This window comes from Ancylobacter defluvii (genome assembly GCF_018390605.1).
GTDB classification, from domain to species: Bacteria; Pseudomonadota; Alphaproteobacteria; order Rhizobiales; family Xanthobacteraceae; genus Ancylobacter; species Ancylobacter defluvii.
Map to the genome: position 1 here is coordinate 934,092 of NZ_JAHBGD010000024.1, position 17,819 is coordinate 951,910.

Annotated in this window: 18 protein-coding genes, 1 tRNA gene and 1 pseudogene; 4 read left to right on the plus strand and 16 right to left on the minus strand. The window is 62.1% G+C overall.

The features are described from left to right. Positions 1–59: 59 nt before the first annotated feature. Positions 60–1,235, minus strand: a complete 1,176-nt coding sequence (locus tag KHC24_RS20505) for an efflux RND transporter periplasmic adaptor subunit (RefSeq protein WP_246547198.1) — start codon at positions 1,233–1,235, stop codon at positions 60–62. Positions 1,236–1,479: 244 nt separating this feature from the next. Here KHC24_RS20505 and KHC24_RS20510 point away from each other — a divergent pair, with 244 nt between their 5' ends. Both KHC24_RS20510 and KHC24_RS20515 read left to right on the plus strand, forming a co-directional pair. Next, on the plus strand, positions 1,480–1,902 hold the full coding sequence (locus tag KHC24_RS20510; RefSeq protein WP_213365138.1) for a hypothetical protein: 423 nt from the start codon (positions 1,480–1,482) through the stop codon (positions 1,900–1,902). 114 nt (positions 1,903–2,016) lie between these two features. Then, a tRNA-Ser gene (locus KHC24_RS20515) sits at positions 2,017–2,106 on the plus strand. A 169-nt stretch (positions 2,107–2,275) separates the two neighbouring features. On the opposite strand, the pseudogene KHC24_RS25180 reads toward KHC24_RS20515, so the two are convergent. From KHC24_RS25180 to KHC24_RS20550, 6 genes and pseudogenes are all read right to left on the minus strand, one after another. Further along, a pseudogene (locus KHC24_RS25180) lies at positions 2,276–3,651 on the minus strand (IS3 family transposase). A gap of 149 nt (positions 3,652–3,800) precedes the next feature. After that, positions 3,801–4,214 carry a GFA family protein gene (locus KHC24_RS20530; RefSeq protein WP_213365139.1) on the minus strand — a complete coding sequence of 138 codons (414 nt, stop codon included), beginning with the start codon at positions 4,212–4,214 and terminating at the stop codon, positions 3,801–3,803. A 193-nt stretch (positions 4,215–4,407) separates the two neighbouring features. Further along, a complete protein-coding gene (locus KHC24_RS20535; protein WP_373878590.1) occupies positions 4,408–5,025 on the minus strand; it encodes a hypothetical protein in 618 nt (205 codons plus the stop codon). A 24-nt stretch (positions 5,026–5,049) separates the two neighbouring features. After that, positions 5,050–7,308 (minus strand): xanthine dehydrogenase family protein molybdopterin-binding subunit, encoded by a 2,259-nt coding sequence (locus KHC24_RS20540; RefSeq protein ID WP_213365141.1) that lies wholly within the window; start codon positions 7,306–7,308, stop codon positions 5,050–5,052. A gap of 1 nt (position 7,309) precedes the next feature. Beyond that, a complete protein-coding gene (locus KHC24_RS20545) occupies positions 7,310–7,771 on the minus strand; it encodes a (2Fe-2S)-binding protein (RefSeq protein WP_213365142.1) in 462 nt (153 codons plus the stop codon). A 53-nt stretch (positions 7,772–7,824) separates the two neighbouring features. After that, positions 7,825–8,256, minus strand: a complete 432-nt coding sequence (locus tag KHC24_RS20550) for a GlcG/HbpS family heme-binding protein (RefSeq protein ID WP_213365143.1) — start codon at positions 8,254–8,256, stop codon at positions 7,825–7,827. Positions 8,257–8,983: 727 nt separating this feature from the next. Here KHC24_RS20550 and KHC24_RS20555 point away from each other — a divergent pair. Next, complete coding sequence (locus KHC24_RS20555) at positions 8,984–11,869, plus strand: ATP-binding protein (RefSeq protein ID WP_213365144.1); 2,886 nt, start codon at positions 8,984–8,986, stop codon at positions 11,867–11,869. A gap of 1 nt (position 11,870) precedes the next feature. Here KHC24_RS20555 and KHC24_RS20560 read toward each other — a convergent pair whose 3' ends face one another. The 8 genes from KHC24_RS20560 to KHC24_RS20595 all read right to left on the minus strand — a co-directional run bounded on the left by KHC24_RS20560 (position 11,871) and on the right by KHC24_RS20595 (position 16,911). Next, positions 11,871–12,176 carry a putative quinol monooxygenase gene (locus KHC24_RS20560; RefSeq protein WP_213365145.1) on the minus strand — a complete coding sequence of 102 codons (306 nt, stop codon included), beginning with the start codon at positions 12,174–12,176 and terminating at the stop codon, positions 11,871–11,873. A gap of 12 nt (positions 12,177–12,188) precedes the next feature. Next, complete coding sequence (locus tag KHC24_RS20565; protein ID WP_213365227.1) at positions 12,189–12,917, minus strand: alpha/beta fold hydrolase; 729 nt, start codon at positions 12,915–12,917, stop codon at positions 12,189–12,191. Between the two features lie 24 nt (positions 12,918–12,941). Next, positions 12,942–13,739, minus strand: a complete 798-nt coding sequence (locus KHC24_RS20570; protein WP_213365146.1) for a DJ-1/PfpI family protein — start codon at positions 13,737–13,739, stop codon at positions 12,942–12,944. Positions 13,740–13,882: 143 nt separating this feature from the next. Continuing rightward, positions 13,883–15,118 (minus strand): MFS transporter, encoded by a 1,236-nt coding sequence (locus tag KHC24_RS20575; protein ID WP_213365147.1) that lies wholly within the window; start codon positions 15,116–15,118, stop codon positions 13,883–13,885. Positions 15,119–15,431: 313 nt separating this feature from the next. After that, on the minus strand, positions 15,432–15,629 hold the full coding sequence (locus tag KHC24_RS20580) for a terminase small subunit (RefSeq protein WP_213365148.1): 198 nt from the start codon (positions 15,627–15,629) through the stop codon (positions 15,432–15,434). Continuing rightward, complete coding sequence (locus KHC24_RS20585; protein ID WP_213365149.1) at positions 15,626–16,225, minus strand: terminase small subunit; 600 nt, start codon at positions 16,223–16,225, stop codon at positions 15,626–15,628. Before KHC24_RS20585 ends, KHC24_RS20580 begins: the two co-directional genes overlap by 4 nt. Next, positions 16,206–16,463: a hypothetical protein gene (locus tag KHC24_RS20590; protein WP_213365150.1), complete on the minus strand. Its 258-nt coding sequence runs from the start codon at positions 16,461–16,463 to the stop codon at positions 16,206–16,208. Before KHC24_RS20590 ends, KHC24_RS20585 begins: the two co-directional genes overlap by 20 nt. 73 nt (positions 16,464–16,536) lie before the next feature. Continuing rightward, positions 16,537–16,911: a hypothetical protein gene (locus KHC24_RS20595; protein WP_213365151.1), complete on the minus strand. Its 375-nt coding sequence runs from the start codon at positions 16,909–16,911 to the stop codon at positions 16,537–16,539. Positions 16,912–17,015: 104 nt separating this feature from the next. Here KHC24_RS20595 and KHC24_RS20600 point away from each other — a divergent pair, with 104 nt between their 5' ends. Further along, positions 17,016–17,252, plus strand: coding sequence for a helix-turn-helix domain-containing protein (locus KHC24_RS20600; RefSeq protein WP_213365152.1), 237 nt, complete (start codon positions 17,016–17,018; stop codon positions 17,250–17,252). Between the two features lie 389 nt (positions 17,253–17,641). On the opposite strand, the gene KHC24_RS20605 is transcribed toward KHC24_RS20600, so the two are convergent. After that, a partial coding sequence (locus KHC24_RS20605; RefSeq protein ID WP_213365228.1) for a phosphate acyltransferase occupies positions 17,642–17,819 on the minus strand: 178 nt, incomplete at its 5' end.

Here is a 17,819-nt window from a genome sequence, read left to right on the forward strand (position 1 = left end):
CTGCCGGTATCAACTTCAGGCTCCGCACGGAATCGGGCGGAGGGCGCGCCGCGGCCCGGTCAGGGCTTGGCCGCGGGGGCGGCAGGCGAAGGCGCGGCAGGCGGTGGAGGTGCCGCTGGCGCCACCTCTTCCGGATCGACCTTCGAACCGGGCACCGCGCGCTGGATGCCGCCCACCACCACCTTGTCGCCGGCGGCAAGCCCACTCTCGATCACCCGATACGAGCCGACGAGCTGACCGGTGGTCACAACCTTCTGCTCGACCACATCATCCTTGCCGACCACCAGCACATAGCTGCCCTGCTGGGCGGCGCCGATGGCGGTATCGGCCACCAGCAGCGCCTTGGGCAGTCGCTGCACCGGCACCCTCACCCGGGCGAACAGCCCCGGCAGCAGGGAAAGATCCTTGTTGTCGAACAAGGCGCGAACCAGCAGCGTGCCGGTCGACGGATCGACCTCCGGCGAGACATAGTCCAGCCGCCCCTTATGCGGGTAGCCGTCCTCGTTCTGCAGGCCGATGTCGATCTCGATTTCCTTGACCTGCTCGATGGTGCGACCCGATTCGGCCAGCGCCTGCTTGATGCGTAGCACCTGATTTTCGCTCAGGTTGAAGTACACATAGATCGGATCCATCTGCACGATGGTGGCGAGCTTGGTCGGCTCGCTATGGCCGACCAGCTGCCCGACATCGGCGAGATGGCGGGTGACGATGCCGTCGAACGGTGCCACCACCGTGGTGTAGCCGAGATTGATGGTGGCGACCTCGAGATTTGCCTTCGCCGAATCCACCGCCGCCTGCGCCTGGTCGCGCGCGGCGCGCGCCTTGTCGACCACGGCTTGCGACGAGAAGTCCTGCTGGCCGAGCGTCGACTGACGCTGGTATTCGGCCTGGGCATTGGTGAGCTGAGCGTTAGCCGAGGCGAGCGAGGCCTTCGACTGGTCGAGATTGGCCTGGTAGGTGTCCTGCTGGATGAGGAACAGCCGGTCGCCCTTCTTTACCGTCGCACCGTCCTTGTAGTCGATCGACATCAGGAAGCCCTCGACGCGGGCGACGAGGTCGACGGTGTTGATGGTCGCCGTGTTGCCGGTCAATTCGAGGTAGCGGATGACCGGTTGCTCGACAGGGGCGGTCACCGTGACCTTCGGCGGCGGCGGCGGCACATACTCGTTCTTTTCCGTGCAACCCGCCATCGCGAGAGCAAGACCGATGGCGCCGATCCACGCTCGTCCCGCCATGTGCCACCTTAACGGCCTCATGGGCCACCCCCGCAAGCTATCCCCACCTGTCCGACTATATTAAGGGGATGGGTCTTGTCTAGATTAGCGAAGTTATTGAACTTTTCCGTGAAGCCCTGGTCGGCCGGCTGAAATCCGCCGCCCACCGCGGCGTGGTATTCTCTGGCATCGTCGCCGGCCAGACCTTATTGATTCCGCAGCGACGCGACGATACCCGGACGGCACCCGAACCATGAGACGCAGCATGATGATGACGAGCCTCGCCCGCACGCTATCGGTCCGACCTGCCCTCGCCCGGCATGTCCCCGCTCGACAGCACCCGGTCCGCGGCGTTCTGGTCCGGGGGCTGCTGGTCCTCGCTGCCTGTGGAGCCTGCGCGGTCCCGGCCTTGGCCGATCCGGCGCTGAAGCTGAAGCAGGGGGACATCTTCACCGATCCGGTCGGCTCGGTGATGGGCGTGTCGGTAGCGAACGAAGGGCAGACCACGATCGGCGCAGCAGTGGTCACCTGCGACTTCACGGTGTCGGGCAAGGCAGTGGGAACGGCAAGCACGACGATCTACAACATCGTCGCCGGCAGTACCGGCAAGGATCAGGTCCACCTCATGGGCAGCGTAGCGGATGCGGCCCGCTGCGCCATCTCGTCCACAGCCCCGGCGGCGAACTGAGCCGGCAGACGCCGCGCTTTGCATATGACGGCTTGCCAAGTGGGCGGCTTCACTATATTCGGCGCCACCGTCCCCATGGGACGACGTGCATGGACCTGCGATGGTCAATGCCGGGGAGAGGTGGCCGAGTGGTTGAAGGCGCACGCCTGGAAAGTGTGTATACGGGAAACCGTATCGCGGGTTCGAATCCCGCTCTCTCCGCCAGTCTTATGTCTAATTTATTGAAATCATTCATATTTTATAGGGACTGAGATGCTGGCCCCATTTCAGGCCCCATTCCGCATGTGGGATAAGCGGGGATAGGCTGGGAGGCGCGGCGCGTTGGTTGATCACGGAGGCGAACTAGCCTGCTGCCGGTTCTGTGGACAGGAGGTTAAGCTAATTTAGCTCGCTCCTCGAACTCGACGGGGCTGAGATAGCCCGAGGTCAAGTGCCTGCGGCGACCATTGTAGAAGCGCTCGATGTAGTCGAACACATCGGCCCTGGCATAGTCCCTCGTCCTGTAGACCTTGCGGGCTGTGCGCTCGGTTTTCAGCGACGAGGAGAAGCTCTCCATCGCAGCATGGTCCCAAACGTTGCCTGACCGGCTCATCGAACAGGTGATGCCGTGGTCAGCCATCAGGCGCTGGAACTGCTCGCTCGTATATTGGCCGCCCTGGTCGCTGTGATGCAGCAGGCTGTCCGGCTTGCCGCGGCGCCAGATGGCCATGATGAGGGCATCGGTGACGAACTGTGCCATCATCTCCGCCTTCATTGCCCAGCCGACGACACGCCGTGAGAACAGGTCGACGACGGCGGCAACATACGGACGACGGTGGCAACATAGAGCCAGCCCTCCGCAGTCCAGATGTAGGTGAAGTCCGCCACCCATTTCTGGTTTGGAGCCGAGGCCTCGAAGGCACGCTCGAGCAGATTGTCCGACGCGGTGGCCCGCAAGCCGACATCCTTCGGCAGCGCGACCGGGATCCATGTCTGATCGATCGTTGCCACATCGGTAACGAAGGGACCGATAAAGGTATAGACGGCAAAGATGCTGGCCACGCCGAGCGCCGCGACGAGCATCATGGTCCAAACGGCCGGCCGGCGCAGCGAGACCAGTTCCTGCATCACAGGCCCGCCGTGAAGCGCCTCGGTTCGAGGCACCCAGGCCCACAAGGCGAGGAAGGCTAGGCCGCCTACCGCAGCGACGGTGAAATAGGTGTTACGCCATCCCACGGTCTGGCCTAGGAAGGTCGCCAGCGGCGAGCCGATGATCGTCGCGACCGTCAGCCCGGTCATGACCAGCGCGAACGCCTTTCCCGCATGACCGGGGCCGACGATGTAAGACGCCACAACGGCGCCGGCTCCGAAATAGGCCCCTTGCGGCAGGCCGCTGACGAAGCGGGCCAGGGCGAACATGCCGAGGTCGGTGGCGACCGCCGACAGGACATTGCCAAGGATGAACAGGCCCATCAGGCACAGAAGAAGCGTTCGCCGGTTCAGCCGCGCCGCCGCCAGCGTCAAGAGAGGAGCGCCGATCACCACGCCGAAGGCATAGGCCGCAATCGCATTCGTCGCTGCGGGGATATCGATGCCGAGGCTGGCCGAGAACAGCTGGAGAATCCCCATGCTGGCAAACTCGGATGTCCCGATGCAGAAGCTGCCGAGCGCCAGAGCGAACAGTGTGAGGCCGCGGTTGCGCCGCTCCACTTCGTTCGTGCAATGCACTTTCACGGCGGCGCATTGGCCGCGATAGGCCTTGTCCAGCATCTGTGCCTCCATTCGCGATGGCTATGCGGATCGTGCTGATGCGGTGGGCAGCGATCCGCCCAAACGTGCTGTCGTCCGATCAGGCCCTAGTCGGGAGGTCCCGCGAGGACGAGCGGTCATACCGCTTGGCATCGGCCACGCGGCAGAGTTCATCCCGGCATGGCGTCGAATTGCGGCACATCGAGAGGAACGGCCCAGGCGAGCCGGCGATTGGTAAACATTTCCAGCACGGGCTTTATGCCTTCGGGATTGTCGAGGCTGCCGATCGTAACGAAGACCATGCCCGGATAGCTTTCCGCGTTGCGGGTGAACAGTCGTGCGCCGCATGCGGGACAGAAATTCCGGTCCAGCCCCTTTCCCGAAGGAGCAGTGTAGTGAAAAGCCTTGGGTTGGCCGCTTAGGAGCGTGAAATCTTCTTCAGCTACGCCGAGAAGTGTCACCGCTTCGCCGCCCGATGCCCTCTTGCAGTCGAGGCAATGGCAGACTGCAACAAAGTCGGGATCGATGTCGAACCCAAATCTCACCGCGCCGCATGCGCATTGACCGGTATGTTTCTTGATCATTGCAATGTACCTCGACTATAAGATAGCGATCGCAACGGCGTGCGTGGGCGGCCCGCTATCGCAGAACGACCCGTGAAAGGTGAGCTGGCCAGACCCATAGGGAAACAGCGGAGCATCGATGAGGTCTCCGATGAATCCAGTATCGGCATAGCGTCAGTACTGATCACCAACACAGCACGACCGTCATGCCTCCTCAGTCTGGACAGGGCTGCCCGGCAGCTCCCCATAGAGCCATGTCTTTGACATGATCCTCGAAGGTTCCTGGTGGAGTCGTGCGGCCGGCGCCGGGCTCCCATCCCCTGGGGATGAATCCGTTTAGCGATGCATCGTGCCTCAAATGCTCAAGGAGGCCGACAGCGTCGCGACCACCATTCCGCTTGGAATCCTTAAGTTGGGCGCAGATCTCAGCGCCACTCTTGCCAAACCAGATGAATTCTACGGGTGCAAGCTGCCAGTCGATGCCGGCATGCAAGGGCGCCGGTGCTGGGGGATTCGGCAATGTTGAAGTGACATGACACGTCGAACACGGAACTGTCTCTGCTCCAATGCGGCTTTTTCCGCCGTGGATGTTCATGCCGTGTACTCGGGATTTGCTTTCACCGGCCGGCGTCCAGATCGGCACAGCCTTCGCATCGACATGGCAATTCGCGCAGCGCGGATGCGTCACCACTGCCTCAATTCTCTTCCAGGCCTGCAGCCCCTCGGTCCGGCTGATGCTGCCCGACGGCAACGCATCTTTCGACTCTTCCTTGGCCAAAACAAAGCCCGTCAGGGCGACGATTGACGAACTGGCAAATGCGAGCGCAATCAAAGATATCCTTCTCATGGCCTGCCCTCACGCGAAGTCGACGAATTTGTTGAAAGGCATTTCTCGGATGCGTTTGCCCGTCGCGGCGAAGATGGCATTGGCTAGCGCCGGCGCCGCAGGTGGCACGGGTGGCTCCCCGATGCCCCTGACCGTGAAGTCGTTCTCCAGACCGCGCACCTCGATCACCGGGCATTGATACATGCGCATGGATTCGTGATGGTTGTAATTCGTCTGCTGTACGGCCCCCTTGGCATAGGTGAGTTCGCAGTTCATGGCGTGGCCAAGGCCCCAGACGACACCGCCCTGGACGAGATTCTGGAAGTTGACAGGATCCACGATCTTGCCGACATCGGCTGCCACCCAGACCTTGTCGATCCTGATGCCCGCGTCGGTCATAGTCACTTCGACGATCTCGGCGACGGCCGTTCCGAACGACTCGACAAACGCAACGCCACGGCCCTTTCCGCGTCCCAGCGGGCCTTTCCACTCCGCCATCTCGCCAACGGTTTCCAGGAGCTTCCGGTAGATTGGAATCCTGCACATCTCGATGCGCGCCGTGAGCGGGTCGAGCCCCGCGGCGTGAATCAATTCGTCGATGAAACTCTCGGTAAAGAATCCATTGGCGGACGCCCCTACGGACCGCCAGGTCGTGGACGGTGACAGTCCTTGCACTTCGAAGCTCGTCGCCTGATAATTTGGGATGTCGTAGTAAACGTTCCAGATTCCAACCCCGAGCTGGCCATCGGGGTCCTTCGAGGGCGAGCCCATCCTCGCCAAGAGTTCCTTGAACGGCGCTGTCGCGGCCACCTTCAAATCAGCCGCGACGATCCTTCCATCCTTCACGCTTCCCCTGCACCGGCCCATCGCGATCTGCCGGGGAATGTCCTGCAGGAAGTCCTCCTCCCGCGAGAAGACGAGCTTCACCGGTGTCCCGCGCATCTGGTTCGCGATCTCGGCAAGCACTCTGATATTCTCGAATTCGAGCCGATGCCCGAAGCTCCCACCCATCCACTCGTTATGAAAGGTCACTTGTTCCGGCTTCATGCCGATCGCCGTAGCCGCGATGTACTGCACGGATTGCGGCGTTTGATGCCCGACCCAGATTTCCATTCCCTTGTCGGTAACGATGCCTATGCCGTTGAGTGGCTCGAGCGGCTGATGCCCCACATAGGGTGCGCGGTATTCCGCCTCGATCAGTGTCCCATCTTTCAGTCCGGTGTCGATATTCCCGTCGTTGCGCCATTCCTTGGCGAGGAACTGCGGAGTGAAGGACGAGGCCACGGTCTTCCAGTGGTCGGCCTGCTCGGCCGGATATTTGCTCGGCTCCCACACGCAGTCGACAAGCTCGGCCGCCTGCATCGCGTACCAGCTGTTCGTCGCGATCACCGCGATGCCATTCGATACCTTAAGGATCTTCTGGACCCCTGGCATCGACTGAGCTTTGCTTGCGTCGTAGGACTTGATCGGCTGCCCCTTGTTGGGGTTGAGCTTGACGGCCGCGTACACCATGCCGTCCATCGTCCGGTCGATACCGAACTTCATCTCGCCGGTGACTTTCGAGCGGATGTCGAGGCGCTCCATCGGCTTGCCGAGAATTCGCCATTGCGATGGATCGCGGAGCTTGTCGACTGAAACCGGCGTGATCTTCGCCGCATCGGCCGAAAGCGCGACGTAGGGGATCTTCGTCCCGTTCGGCAGGATCACGTTTCCGGCCTCGGTGCGAAGGTCGGCGGCCGGGACGCCACTGCGCGTGGCTGCGGCCGCCTTCAGCGTTTCGCGTGCAATCGCGCCGGCCATGCGCAGCTTCTCGTAGGTATCGGGAATCGCACTGGAGCCCCCGGTCATCTGCAGACCGGCCTTTCTCAGCCATTCCAGCGCGGCCGCGCGAGCTTTCTCGGCTTCGGGGCTCTGGTCCGGCGCCATAAAGGGCGCAAGTTCGTGGGCAAAGCCGGTGTTGAAATAGGCGGGACTAGGTCCGGCGAACCGAATCTCGAATTGGTTGGGTTCGAGGTCCAGTTCCTCAGCGATCATGAGAGGTTGGATAGAACCAACGCCCTGGCCCTTGTCGGCATGCTGGGCAATCAGCGTGATTTTTTCCGGACTGATCTCGACCCACGGATTGAATGTAACCGACTGCGGACCGAGATCCGCCATCAGCGGATTCGTCGCGGCAGCGGAAGAAGGTGCCTGTTGCGCCTGACCATACTGACCGAAGGCCACACCGCCAGCGACCGCGACGGAGCCGAAAACGAAGGTGCGTCGCGAAAGACCTGGCATCTCGCCCATGTCATTTCCCCCCCATCTTCTCGGCGGCCGCGTGGATCGCAACGCGAATGCGCTCATAGGTGCCGCATCGGCAGAGATTTCCCGACATGACCTCGTTGATGTCCTCATCGGTCGGCTTGGGAATCGCTTTGAGCAGTGAAATCGCCTGAATGATCTGGCCGGTCTGACAGTAGCCGCATTGCGGTACCTGATGCTCGATCCAGGCTTCCTGCACCGGGTGCAGCTTTCCGTTGCCGACCGCTTCGATGGTGGTTATCGCCTTGCCTGCGACATCCGCCGTACGCGCCTGACACGAGCGAACGGCTGCTCCGTCAATCTGTACTGTACACGCGCCGCACTGAGCTATTCCGCAGCCATATTTGGGGCTTGTAATGCCAAGCTCATCGCGCAAAACCCAGAGCAAAGGCATCTCCGGGACGACGTTTACCTGGTGCTTGGTTCCATTGACGGTTAGTTCGATCATACCGACGCCTTTCCTCAGTAGACGTTGCTGTTCGTTGCCGCGAACACGGCCTTCTACGAGTCCGTGCTCTGGCTGATGGCCGCGGCCGCCGCCTCGGCCACCGCAATGTCCTGTTCGACCGAACCCGCACTGGTGCCGACCGCGCCGACGATCTGGTCGTCGACCTTCACCGGCAGGCCGCCGCCAAAGATCACGACATTGCCGCCATTGCTCCGCTCGATCCCGAACAGTGGCGCCCCGGGCTGAGCCAACTCGGCGAGATAATCCGTCGTCTTGTCGAACATGCGCGCCGTCTTCGCCTTACCGATCGCGAGATCGATGCTTCCAGCGAGAGCGCCGTCCTGGCGTGTGAAGGCGATGAGGGCACCGCCAGCGTCAACCACCGCAATATTGTAGGGAATGCCGAGGCTCGCTGCCTTGGCCTCGCCGGCCTCGAGCATCTGCTTTGCATCCACTAGCGTCAGTGTATCGAGCGTGCGAGGCATGCATCCCCTTTCTCTCGATCCGATTTCCATTCTGCTGGCCGACACGAACGCGACGAAAGGCAGCCACCAATAGCTATCGGCAGCCGGGTCCCAACCGAACGATTACTATCGTGGCGGCCGGCTTTCATCCGGGTCGGCCGCATTCGCCGTTCCGTATTGCCTAGGAAAACAGTTAGCATCGAGGCGCCGGGAGCCGCGGTTAAAAGATGTAAATTCAAAACTGGTGCATTGTTCGCCTCGGCCCAGCTCGCCATAGGCAGGAAAACCGCCGAAGTTCTCGAGGCCGTCATGGACATTTTCGAACCGGGTTGCCGATAGCGAGAACGATGCCGGCGATCGATCTCGTGGCCCATCGTGGTCGGCGTTGGGGTATCGGCGCATTTTTTGGAAATGGCCGTCCACGAGTTGGACATCGGTTCGGCATATGCCTCATGCTTTGACCTTGACCAGTCTCATCGGCCTAGGATGTCGGAAACCGGGAGGTCCTCCAGGACCGGAGCCTTCCCTATTCGTGCAGGCGTGCTGCTTTCGTGGTCTCCTTTCTATCGTCGTCTGCAACGTGTCGTCTTGCGGAGCTAAACTCACTGGTGGGTAGCGCCGGCGTAAAAAGAGGTTAAATTCGCCAACACATCAAAGTTCATCACATTGAGACTTGGGTACGTTCCGCAAGATTCGGTTCGGCGCAACTCGCCAACAGCGCGTTCACGACGGAGTCATTCGAGAGCACATGCAACGATCCGACAGACCAAGCGGCAAGACATATTGCTTCGGTGACCATCGGTTCATTCCAGACCGTCAATTGTTGATGCTTGGCGATAACCCGTTGCGTGTAGGAAGCCGAGCTCTCGATCTGCTTAACTTACTGGTCAGCCACGCGGGGGAAGTCGTCGGCAAGGATGAGCTGATGCGTTTCGTCTGGCCGGACACCTTCGTCCACGAGAGCAATCTTAAGGTCAATATCGCCGCGTTGCGCCGTGCTCTTCCACGAACGGCCTCAGGCCTGTCGTGCATTGCCACTGTGACCGGGCGCGGCTACCGCTTCGTCGCGCCGCTACGCATCTATGGAGACGATCAGCCGCAACTCTATTCCGGAGCGGCCAAGGCCCCTGTCCGGGAACTGCCTCGCCTCGCGGAAGTCATTGGTCGCGATGACGTCATTGCGGACCTTGCCGACAGGCTTCCGGAGCGTCGATTCCTGACGGTTGTCGGACCGGCGGGAGTCGGCAAGACGACTGTCGCCATCGCCGCGGCAAAACGCCTTCTGGACCGGCATCGGGACGGCGTATGTTTCGTGGATCTCGCCGTCATCGGCGACCCCCAACTCGTGGACGCGACGATAGCGGCATCGCTCGGCATCGGCGGCAAATGGACGAATATGCTTGCCGGCATAGTCGAAGCACTGCGCAATCACGAAATGCTGCTCGTGCTCGACAATTGCGAGCATGTCCTCAGCACCGCTTCGGCGATCGCGGAACATCTGACGATGGCGCTTCCGGGTCTTCACATCATCGCCACAAGCCGGGAGCCGCTTCGATCACGGTCGGAGAGCGTCTATCGCTTGTCTCCGCTCCTGTATCCGGACGAGAACGGAGGCGAAAACCCGATTGACGCCCTGACCTTCCCCGCTGTCCAGCTCTTTGTAAGACGCGGAAACGAGGCGTACGGCTGCCGGCTCGACGATGCGGACACGCCCGTCGTTGCAGCCATATGCCGGCGCCTCGATGGAATCCCGCTTGCAATCGAACTCGCCGCATCGCGGCTGCCGGTTTCAAGACCGTCGGTCTTGCTCGGTCTTCTCGAGCACAGTTTCGAGCCGCTTGTCGCCGGTTCCGAGGGAACTCCGCCGCGGCACCAGACCCTGCTCGCAACGCTCGACTGGAGCTACCAGCTCCTTTCCAGGGATGAGGCCCGACTTCTGCGTCTCCTGTCGGTTTTTTCGGCGAGCTTCTCTCTCTCCGATGTCATCGGCGTGGCCGAGCACGTCGACCGAGGCATCGAGGAGATCGCGGCGTGCACGGAAAGCCTGGCAGCGAAATCGCTTCTGTCGACCGCGCACAATGCCGCCGGGCCGCGCTATCGGCTGCTCGACAGTACCCGCAGCTTCGCGGCCGAACGGCTGGCGGAGACTGGAGAAGCCGCCGACGCCCGATCCAGCCACGCGCGCTATCTTCTCCTGGTGTTCGAGCACGCCGAGGCGGAGTGGCAATGGCGGCCGAGGAACGAATGGACCGCCTCCTACGAGCCGCGAACGAACGACCTGTGCAAGGCGATCGACTGGACTTTCGGCGATGGCGCGCACCCCGAGGTCGGCGTGCGTCTCACCGCCGCCGCAATACCGTTCTGGGACGAACTGTCTACCGTCGCCGAAAGCCGGCGACGTGTCGAACGGGCGCTGCAATCCGCCGAAGCCCTATCGCGCTGCGACCCCACCGTCAGGATGAAGCTCATAGCGTCCCATGCCTCGGGTCTCAATTTCTCCGGCCATCTCGGTCCGGAAGCCGATGCGGCGTGGATGGAGGGCAACCGCCTGGCGCACGAGATCGGCAATGTCGATTACCAGCTCCGCACCTTGTGGGGCCTTGGCATACTGCAAAGCTTCACCGGGCGGCACCCACAGGCGATCGCCACGCTCAGGCAGTTCGCCGAACTTGCCGGCCAGGAAGACGAGAGGCAGGTAGTCGCGGAGGGAGAGCGCGTCAGGCTGACGGCCATCTTCTACTGCGGCGAGGTCCGGCGAGCGCACGATGAGCTGAAACGGCTCGTGCGGGAGCATGCGACCACCGCCAAGCGCTCGGGCATCGCTCGCTTCCAGATAGACCGGTTCGTATCGATTCGGGTGGCGCTGGCGATGACGGCCTGGGTAGCGGGAGATCGCCGCACAGCGACGGCGGCGCTCCGGGACGCGCTCGACCATAGTCTTGCGCGTGACCATATGGTCTCGCTTTGCAACGCCCTTGCTCAGGCGGCGCTTCCTCTCGCTTTCTGGTCAGGTGAGACGGAGATTGCACGCCAACATCTTGCGACGCTTGCCCACAATCTTACCTTGCGCGAAATCGCAATCTGGCGGCCTGTCTGTCGTTTCTATGACGGCGCCGTGGGAAGCATGGACGGCGACGCCGAAGGCGTCGACACGATGCGCCTGGCGATCGAGCAACTCGTCGCCAACAACTTTCTCGTTCGGGTGCCAGTCTATCTCGCCATCCTCGCCGAAGCCGCGTTGCGTCACGGGCGCATCGCGCTCGCCCGCGACAGCCTGAGCGCCGCTTTCGACCGTGCCGACCGGCAGGGTGAGCATTGGTCCAGGCCGGAACTGCTGCGCGTGCGCGCGCTTCTGCAGCGACTGGACGGTGACCTGTCCGGTGCCTCTGAAACGCTGCTGCTCGCTGCGGAGACCGCTAGGGAAAGCGGCGCACTTTTCTTCCGGCTCCGTGCCTCGACAGCCCTGGCGGAACTGTGGGTGGAAACCGACCGGCATGTGGCGGCAGCCGAACTGCTGTCACCCGTCTGCGCGGAATTTGATGACGTAGTACCTTGCGTGAACGTGGCGAAGGCGCGTCGACTGCTGGAATCTCTCGGGCAGCGGGACACGGCCCTGCGCACCAGCGCATCCTGAACTAGCCGTTCTTGTTCGCCACCAGAGCAGGATCGAGGACGAAGGCGCTCCGCTCGGCGAGGTCGGGTATTTTCGTCAGGTAGTTCTTGTAGTGCGGCGTCTCGCGGTGCGCCGCCACCGAGGCATTGTCGACATAGAGTTCATCGAGAATATAGCGGTCGGCTTTCGCCTGATCCCGCCAGACATCCCACCGCAGATTGCCTGGCTCCGTTCTGCAGTGGGGCGCCATGCCGAAGAGCAATGCCTCAAGTTCCCCGGCCTTGCCCGGCTTGGCAAGCAAAGTGGCTATGGTCTTGACGTGCGGCATGATCAGACTCCGCTATTTATCCGCAGTCTCGATGAAGGCTGCGACCTCTTTGGGATGCGAGAGCATCACGGCATGGCTGCTGTCGATCTCGACGGTTACAGCGTCGGCCCGTTTAGCGAATCTCCGCTGGAACGTCGGAGGGATCATCATGTCTTTCGTGGTGACCAGGAAATGCGAGGGCTTGGCCTTCCAAGCGACTTTGCTGTTCGGAGTCTGCACCGCCTCCAGACCCCACGGGACCTGGGCCGCAGCCGTGAAGCCTGTAATCGAGACGTCGACATCGGCTGCAAATGCATTCGGGAATTTCGACGGGTCGACCAGCAGGTAGCCGTCACTGGGTGGCAACAGCGGTGCGGCCGATTCTCCAGCTGGAACCGGCTGTTCCGCAAGCGATGCCACCGACTCCCCGGAGTCGGGCGCAAAGGCCGCGATATAGACCAGGCTCTGCACCTTAGGGTTATTGCCCGCCTCGGTAACAACCATGCCGCCATAGGAATGGCCGACGAGGATCACCGGGTGTTTCGCCGCGGCGACAACGCGCTCCGTGGCCGCGACGTCACCGCTGAGGCTGATGGTCGGGTTCTGGACGACCAGCACCTCATACCCGCCGTTGGTCAGAGTGTCGAACACGGCCCGCCAGCCGGAGCCGTCGACGAACGCGCCATGCACCAAGACGATTGAAACGGGCTTGTCGGCGGCACGGAGGCGACTGGAGAAATAGCGATCATGGCGGCGAGCGATACCCAGATTGAGCGTTTCATCGTTTCAAGCTCCCGAACACTTCCGGTCCAACGCGGCGATCAGGGCCAAGGCGATCGGATGATCCGAGCGCGGATTCTGCCCGGTGATCAGTTCGCGATCCTCGACCACGTGAGGCTCGAAATCCGGACCGACCGTTGTTTTGGCGCCTGCCAGGTCCAGAGTTTCGGGCATATGGAAATAGAGCTCGCCGTGTAGGATGTTGTCCTCGATGGGCTTCTCCTCGCTGCCCGAATAGACTGTCATCCGGTAGCCGGCATACTGCCATCCCTTCGCAAGTTCGGCTGCCTTGGCTCGGTCGCCCTGAATCAGCGCCGCGCGAAACTCTTTCGCCCCATGCAAAGCGGAGATCGAGACGATCGGGCCGTGGCAGAGCAGCGCGGTGGGCTTTCCGGCCGCATGGAAATGCCGAAGTATCTCGCCCGCGTCGGGATCCTGCATCAGATCGACGACAGGGCCTTGGCCTCCCGGAGCGAACACGCCTGCATAGTTGTTCAGCCCCTCCTCGACCACCGATCGCAAGCTGCGGCCCTGGTTCGTCGATGGATCGTTGGCGAAGAAATCCTTGCCACGCCGATAGGCCGCCTCGTCGCCGCCGAAATGCTGGACCGCATCGGACGCCGGGTCGATATAGGGCTTGGCGCCCGAAGGGGTAGCGAGCAGAACTTCATAACCTGCCCCGACAAGCGCCATCATCGGCACCACCGTCTCGTTGAGATACTGTCCCGTGGGTCCCGTGCCGCCTCCCTGAATTTCGATACGTGTGGCGTTCGAGCCCAGCACCACCACTTTTCCCTTGCTCATGAAAGCCTCCTGATGCTTCGCGGTGGGTGGCGGACCGAAGCCGGCCGTCCGGGAACTGCGGAGACGATATCGCGGCGACTGCAGGACGGCTGGTTAAAAGAGGTAAAAGCCGAAGCGGGTCGTTGCGGATCGGCCCGGCGACGTTACGCGGAGGCCTCGGTTTTCCGGACCGGATAAGGCCCCAGGAAAAGAACCGTTGCCGCGCCACCGATGAGCAGCAGCGCACAGGCTTCGAGGATTCCCGAATAGGTGCCCGTTCGATCGAACGCGTAACCGAACAGGCTGGGCCCTACGAAAGCGCCCACCACGAAGATGCCGTACAGGGTGGCGTAGGTCGTGGCATAGCTCCGCATCCCGAGATAGCGCGCGACCAGATAGGCCATCAAGTCGAATTCTATGCCGGACGTCAGGCCGAGCAGCAGAATGGCAATGCAGGCCATGGAGAAGCTCACATGGTCCAGCGAAAGGATGAGGCAGGCGACCGCGCCCAACGTCAATATGACTGTGCCCACCGCAGGCGCCCAGAAGCGATCGACCAGAATGCCGCCAAGCAGCCGGCCGGCCACGGCAGCTATTCCGACGAGCGAGGCGAGCTGGACGACCTCGAACGGCGACAGGCCAAGCGAGCGAAGTATGTTCTCGATGTTGGGAAGCGGCGCCGCGACGGCGAGCGACATCGGGATGAAGACGATAGCCAGGAGCCAGAAAGAGCGGGAGCGGAAAGCTTCGTGAGCGGTCATGCCTTCCGACGCTTTTCTCGCCGCCGGCCCTGCGCCGACATTCCTGCTTCGCAGCCCGGCAAAGCCCCAGAGAACCATCGGGCTCGCGATGAGCACCGGCATTGCGCCCACCACGAGTATAGCCACGCGCCATCCGCCCGTCTCGATCAACAACTGGGCCAATGGTTTTACGACGAAGGCGAACAGGCCTGCGCCGGACAACACGATGCCAAGGGCAAGACCTCGACGCTCTTCGAACGCGCTGTTGATCACTCGCGTGAAGACGACCGGGGTCGCTCCCAACCCGAAGATCGCGATAGCCAGCCAAGAGAGATAATATTGTCCGATCGAGCCGTTCGATGCCGCGAGCGTCATGTAGCTCAGGCCCAGGCACGGCAGAGAGACCGATGCCACCAGGCGTGCGCCGAATCTGTCGATCAATGTCGCGAAAAATGGCCCGACGATCAGAACTGAACCGGCCAACAACGACAAGCCGCCAAAAATGGTCGCGAACGACCAGCCGAATTCTTCCACGAAGATGGGCGCAAAGACGCCGATCGTATAGAACGGAATGGCGGGCATGCCCAAAGCCGTTCCGAGCAGGCCGGCCAGAACCAGCCGCCATCCGTTCGTGAACTCGGCGAACTCCGTTCCCTTCACTAAAGCACTTCCTTTGTCGGAATCGAAAATTCGCCAATCGTATCGCTGGGCAGATGCACCATTCGAAACGTATCTCTGTCTGCAACCCGCGCAAGGTTCGTGACAATCGTGGACACCGGCGAATACTGTCGGATGGACGCGGCCACCCTTGAAGACGTGCTGTCTCTCGAATGTCCGCTTTCAGGATGCGGCCGCTACCAGGTCTGACCTGAAGGGCGGCGCAAAGCGGACGTCGCTGAAAGAGGCAGCCGAGGGGCAGGTATCTATCAAGAGCGGACCACTATTGAAGCAGTTCAACACGTTGGGGCTGCCTTCAGTCATCTTCGATGGGGTTGGCGACCGGCTGGAGAGCGCTGCCCTGTATTTCGCGCAGCAGAACGGTCAGCGGGTTCTCCGCATCGCCCTGCAGCTTCAGCTTGTCGTTGAACATCCCCAGGTGGCGCGCGCCCATCTCCAGAGCCTTCGCTCGGTCGGCGAGGTGGAACTCGACGCCATCCCTGGTCTTCTTCAAACCATCGTAGAGCGGTGCAGCGAGAGGTGAATTGGTGTCGTGGACGACGACCATGCTCTCGCCGATGCCATCGCAGCGAGGGCAGTCGGGATCAGGTTCCGACAGAGCATTGTAGCCGAAGCCCCCTTCCTCGCTGGGCAGGAGATCATCGGGCTCGTTGTTGGCTTTGGCACGGGCGTGGGCAGTGCGGAACTCCCGGCGATCCCGCCACCGATAGGCATGGTCCGTGCCGTGGCAATAGCGGCAGGCACCACGGATGTGTTGGATGATGTCGTTGGGGTTGGCAGTCGCCGTCGCCCACCAACGGCCAGGACGGCATCGCCATCGATCTGCGTGCGCCGGGCGCGCTCCGCCATTGCGATACGGATAGCGGCGGCGACATCGGGATTGCGCAGGATCCGCGATGCCATGAAGCGGGCCGTATGCTCGGCGTAGCCGGCGCGTCGCGCGGCCTCGGAAGCGCTGAGATCCAGCAGGTAATGATGGACGAAGTTCTGCTCGCGCGGGGTGAGCCTGTCGAGTGCTCGCTCGAACGGATCGAGATGTTCTCGGTCGACGCGGGCGAGTTCGGTGCGATTATCCCCGATCCGGGCCATGGCCACCTCCAGTGTATAGAACGTATCCGACGATCAGCGCCCATTTCGCTGCGGCCTCCAGATAGGCGATGCCGTGGAACAGTACGTTGCGAGCGGCGTCGACATCGTCTGACTCCAGCCAGCCATCTTCATTCGCGGCTAACGCGGTGTGCACCGTTCGGGCATGGGCAAGCCCCAGCGCGAGGGCGTCATAGCCACCTTCCATGGTGATAAGTGCGACGGGGAATTCCTTGGACATGAGTCCTCCTCCGTCGGTCGCGCAACGCGCCGGCTTGGTGTTGGATAGGTTGGAGATGAGAGGCGGCGAGCGCTCAGCGCTCGATAGCTGCGAGGTCGATCATCATCATGTGCAGACCGATCATCGCAATGCGCTCGAACTCGGTCGGCACGACACCTTCGCTGGAACGGGCGTACTCCATGACGACGCGCAGTTTGTCACCGATGCAGTCAATCGTGGGAGCTGCGGCCGTGACCACGGCGAATGCGAGCTCAAACTTCTCGGCATCCGCCCGTCGCGATTCCTCGGCGGGCACGGACGGGTCATTGTAGGGCAATCGATTTCGATCCCAAGCCGCTCGGGCGAGATCGAAGGACTCACGGGAAAAGAGCTTGGGGTTCGACATGGCCGGAGGCTGCTCACCAGCAGGCAAAGCAGTGGCGTCGGCCGGAACGGTGGGGTTCGGCATGGCAACTCGCCTCTTGAGAAATTATCAAGTAAGTTTTCGTTAACGCAACTGCGCATCGCATCAACCGTGCTTGAGAAAATATCGTCTAGAGACTACAAAACCTCATGATCACACCTCAGCAAATCCGCGGAGCGCGAGCGATGCTTGGCATGACCCAAGCTGCCCTGGCTGCAGCTGCCGGGATCTCAACGACGGCTCTGAATAACATCGAACGCGGCGCCGCCGATCCGAAGGCCTCGACCCTCACCGCGATCCAGCGCGCCCTCGAATCCGCCGGGGTGATCTTCGTCGCGGAGAATGGCGAGGGGCCAGGGGTGCGGCTGAGGAAGGAGTGGTCGTGATGGCTGAGGGCGCGGCGCGCCACACGGCTGTTCATGAGGCGGGACATGCCGTAGTCGCGGTGATGCTCGGATTGCCATGTAGCGGCGTGACAATCGTTGGCGACCAGGAGTCCGAGGGTCACGCCCTGATCCCCGACCATTGGTGACCTCGGATCATGCCCTCGCTGGCCAGTTGCCGATCGGCGTACGTTGCCCCTGGAGACCGCGGCGGGTCAGTAAGCGAACGGAGCTCAGTGACGACCCATATCTGACCTTCGGGAGGTAAGACATGGCTAACCATCGCCTCCACTCTCGCGGCCGTAGAGCGCACCTAGGCCTGGGCGCTGCGCAGCGGCTTGCGCAGCCCACGTTCACCTCCCGCTGGGATGAGTTTCAGATGGCGCGGCACATTACTGCGCCTCGACCACGGCGATGGCGGTCATGTTGACGATGCCGCGCGCGGTTACCGAGGGGGTGAGAATATGCACCGGCTTGGCGGTTCCCAGCAGGATCGGCCCCACCGGCAGCGCGTCACCGAACACCTTCACCATCTGGTAGGCGATGTTGGCGGCATCGAGATTCGGCATG

Excerpts from the sequence above, each read along its gene's own strand:
- KHC24_RS20555 (WP_213365144.1), top strand. The coding sequence starts at position 8,984 with ATGCAACGATCCGACAGACCAAGCGGCAAGACATATTGCTTCGGTGAC.
- KHC24_RS20595 (WP_213365151.1), bottom strand. The coding sequence starts at position 16,911 with ATGCCGAACCCCACCGTTCCGGCCGACGCCACTGCTTTGCCTGCTGGT.
- KHC24_RS20540 (WP_213365141.1), bottom strand. The coding sequence starts at position 7,308 with ATGGGCGAGATGCCAGGTCTTTCGCGACGCACCTTCGTTTTCGGCTCC.
- KHC24_RS20570 (WP_213365146.1), bottom strand. The coding sequence starts at position 13,739 with ATGAGCAAGGGAAAAGTGGTGGTGCTGGGCTCGAACGCCACACGTATC.
- KHC24_RS20550 (WP_213365143.1), bottom strand. The coding sequence starts at position 8,256 with ATGCCTCGCACGCTCGATACACTGACGCTAGTGGATGCAAAGCAGATG.
- KHC24_RS20600 (WP_213365152.1), top strand. The coding sequence starts at position 17,016 with ATGATCACACCTCAGCAAATCCGCGGAGCGCGAGCGATGCTTGGCATG.
- KHC24_RS20510 (WP_213365138.1), top strand. The coding sequence starts at position 1,480 with ATGATGATGACGAGCCTCGCCCGCACGCTATCGGTCCGACCTGCCCTC.
- KHC24_RS20590 (WP_213365150.1), bottom strand. The coding sequence starts at position 16,463 with ATGTCCAAGGAATTCCCCGTCGCACTTATCACCATGGAAGGTGGCTAT.
- KHC24_RS20585 (WP_213365149.1), bottom strand. The coding sequence starts at position 16,225 with ATGGCCCGGATCGGGGATAATCGCACCGAACTCGCCCGCGTCGACCGA.
- KHC24_RS20505 (WP_246547198.1), bottom strand. The coding sequence starts at position 1,235 with ATGGCGGGACGAGCGTGGATCGGCGCCATCGGTCTTGCTCTCGCGATG.
- KHC24_RS20560 (WP_213365145.1), bottom strand. The coding sequence starts at position 12,176 with ATGCCGCACGTCAAGACCATAGCCACTTTGCTTGCCAAGCCGGGCAAG.
- KHC24_RS20545 (WP_213365142.1), bottom strand. The coding sequence starts at position 7,771 with ATGATCGAACTAACCGTCAATGGAACCAAGCACCAGGTAAACGTCGTC.
- KHC24_RS20530 (WP_213365139.1), bottom strand. The coding sequence starts at position 4,214 with ATGATCAAGAAACATACCGGTCAATGCGCATGCGGCGCGGTGAGATTT.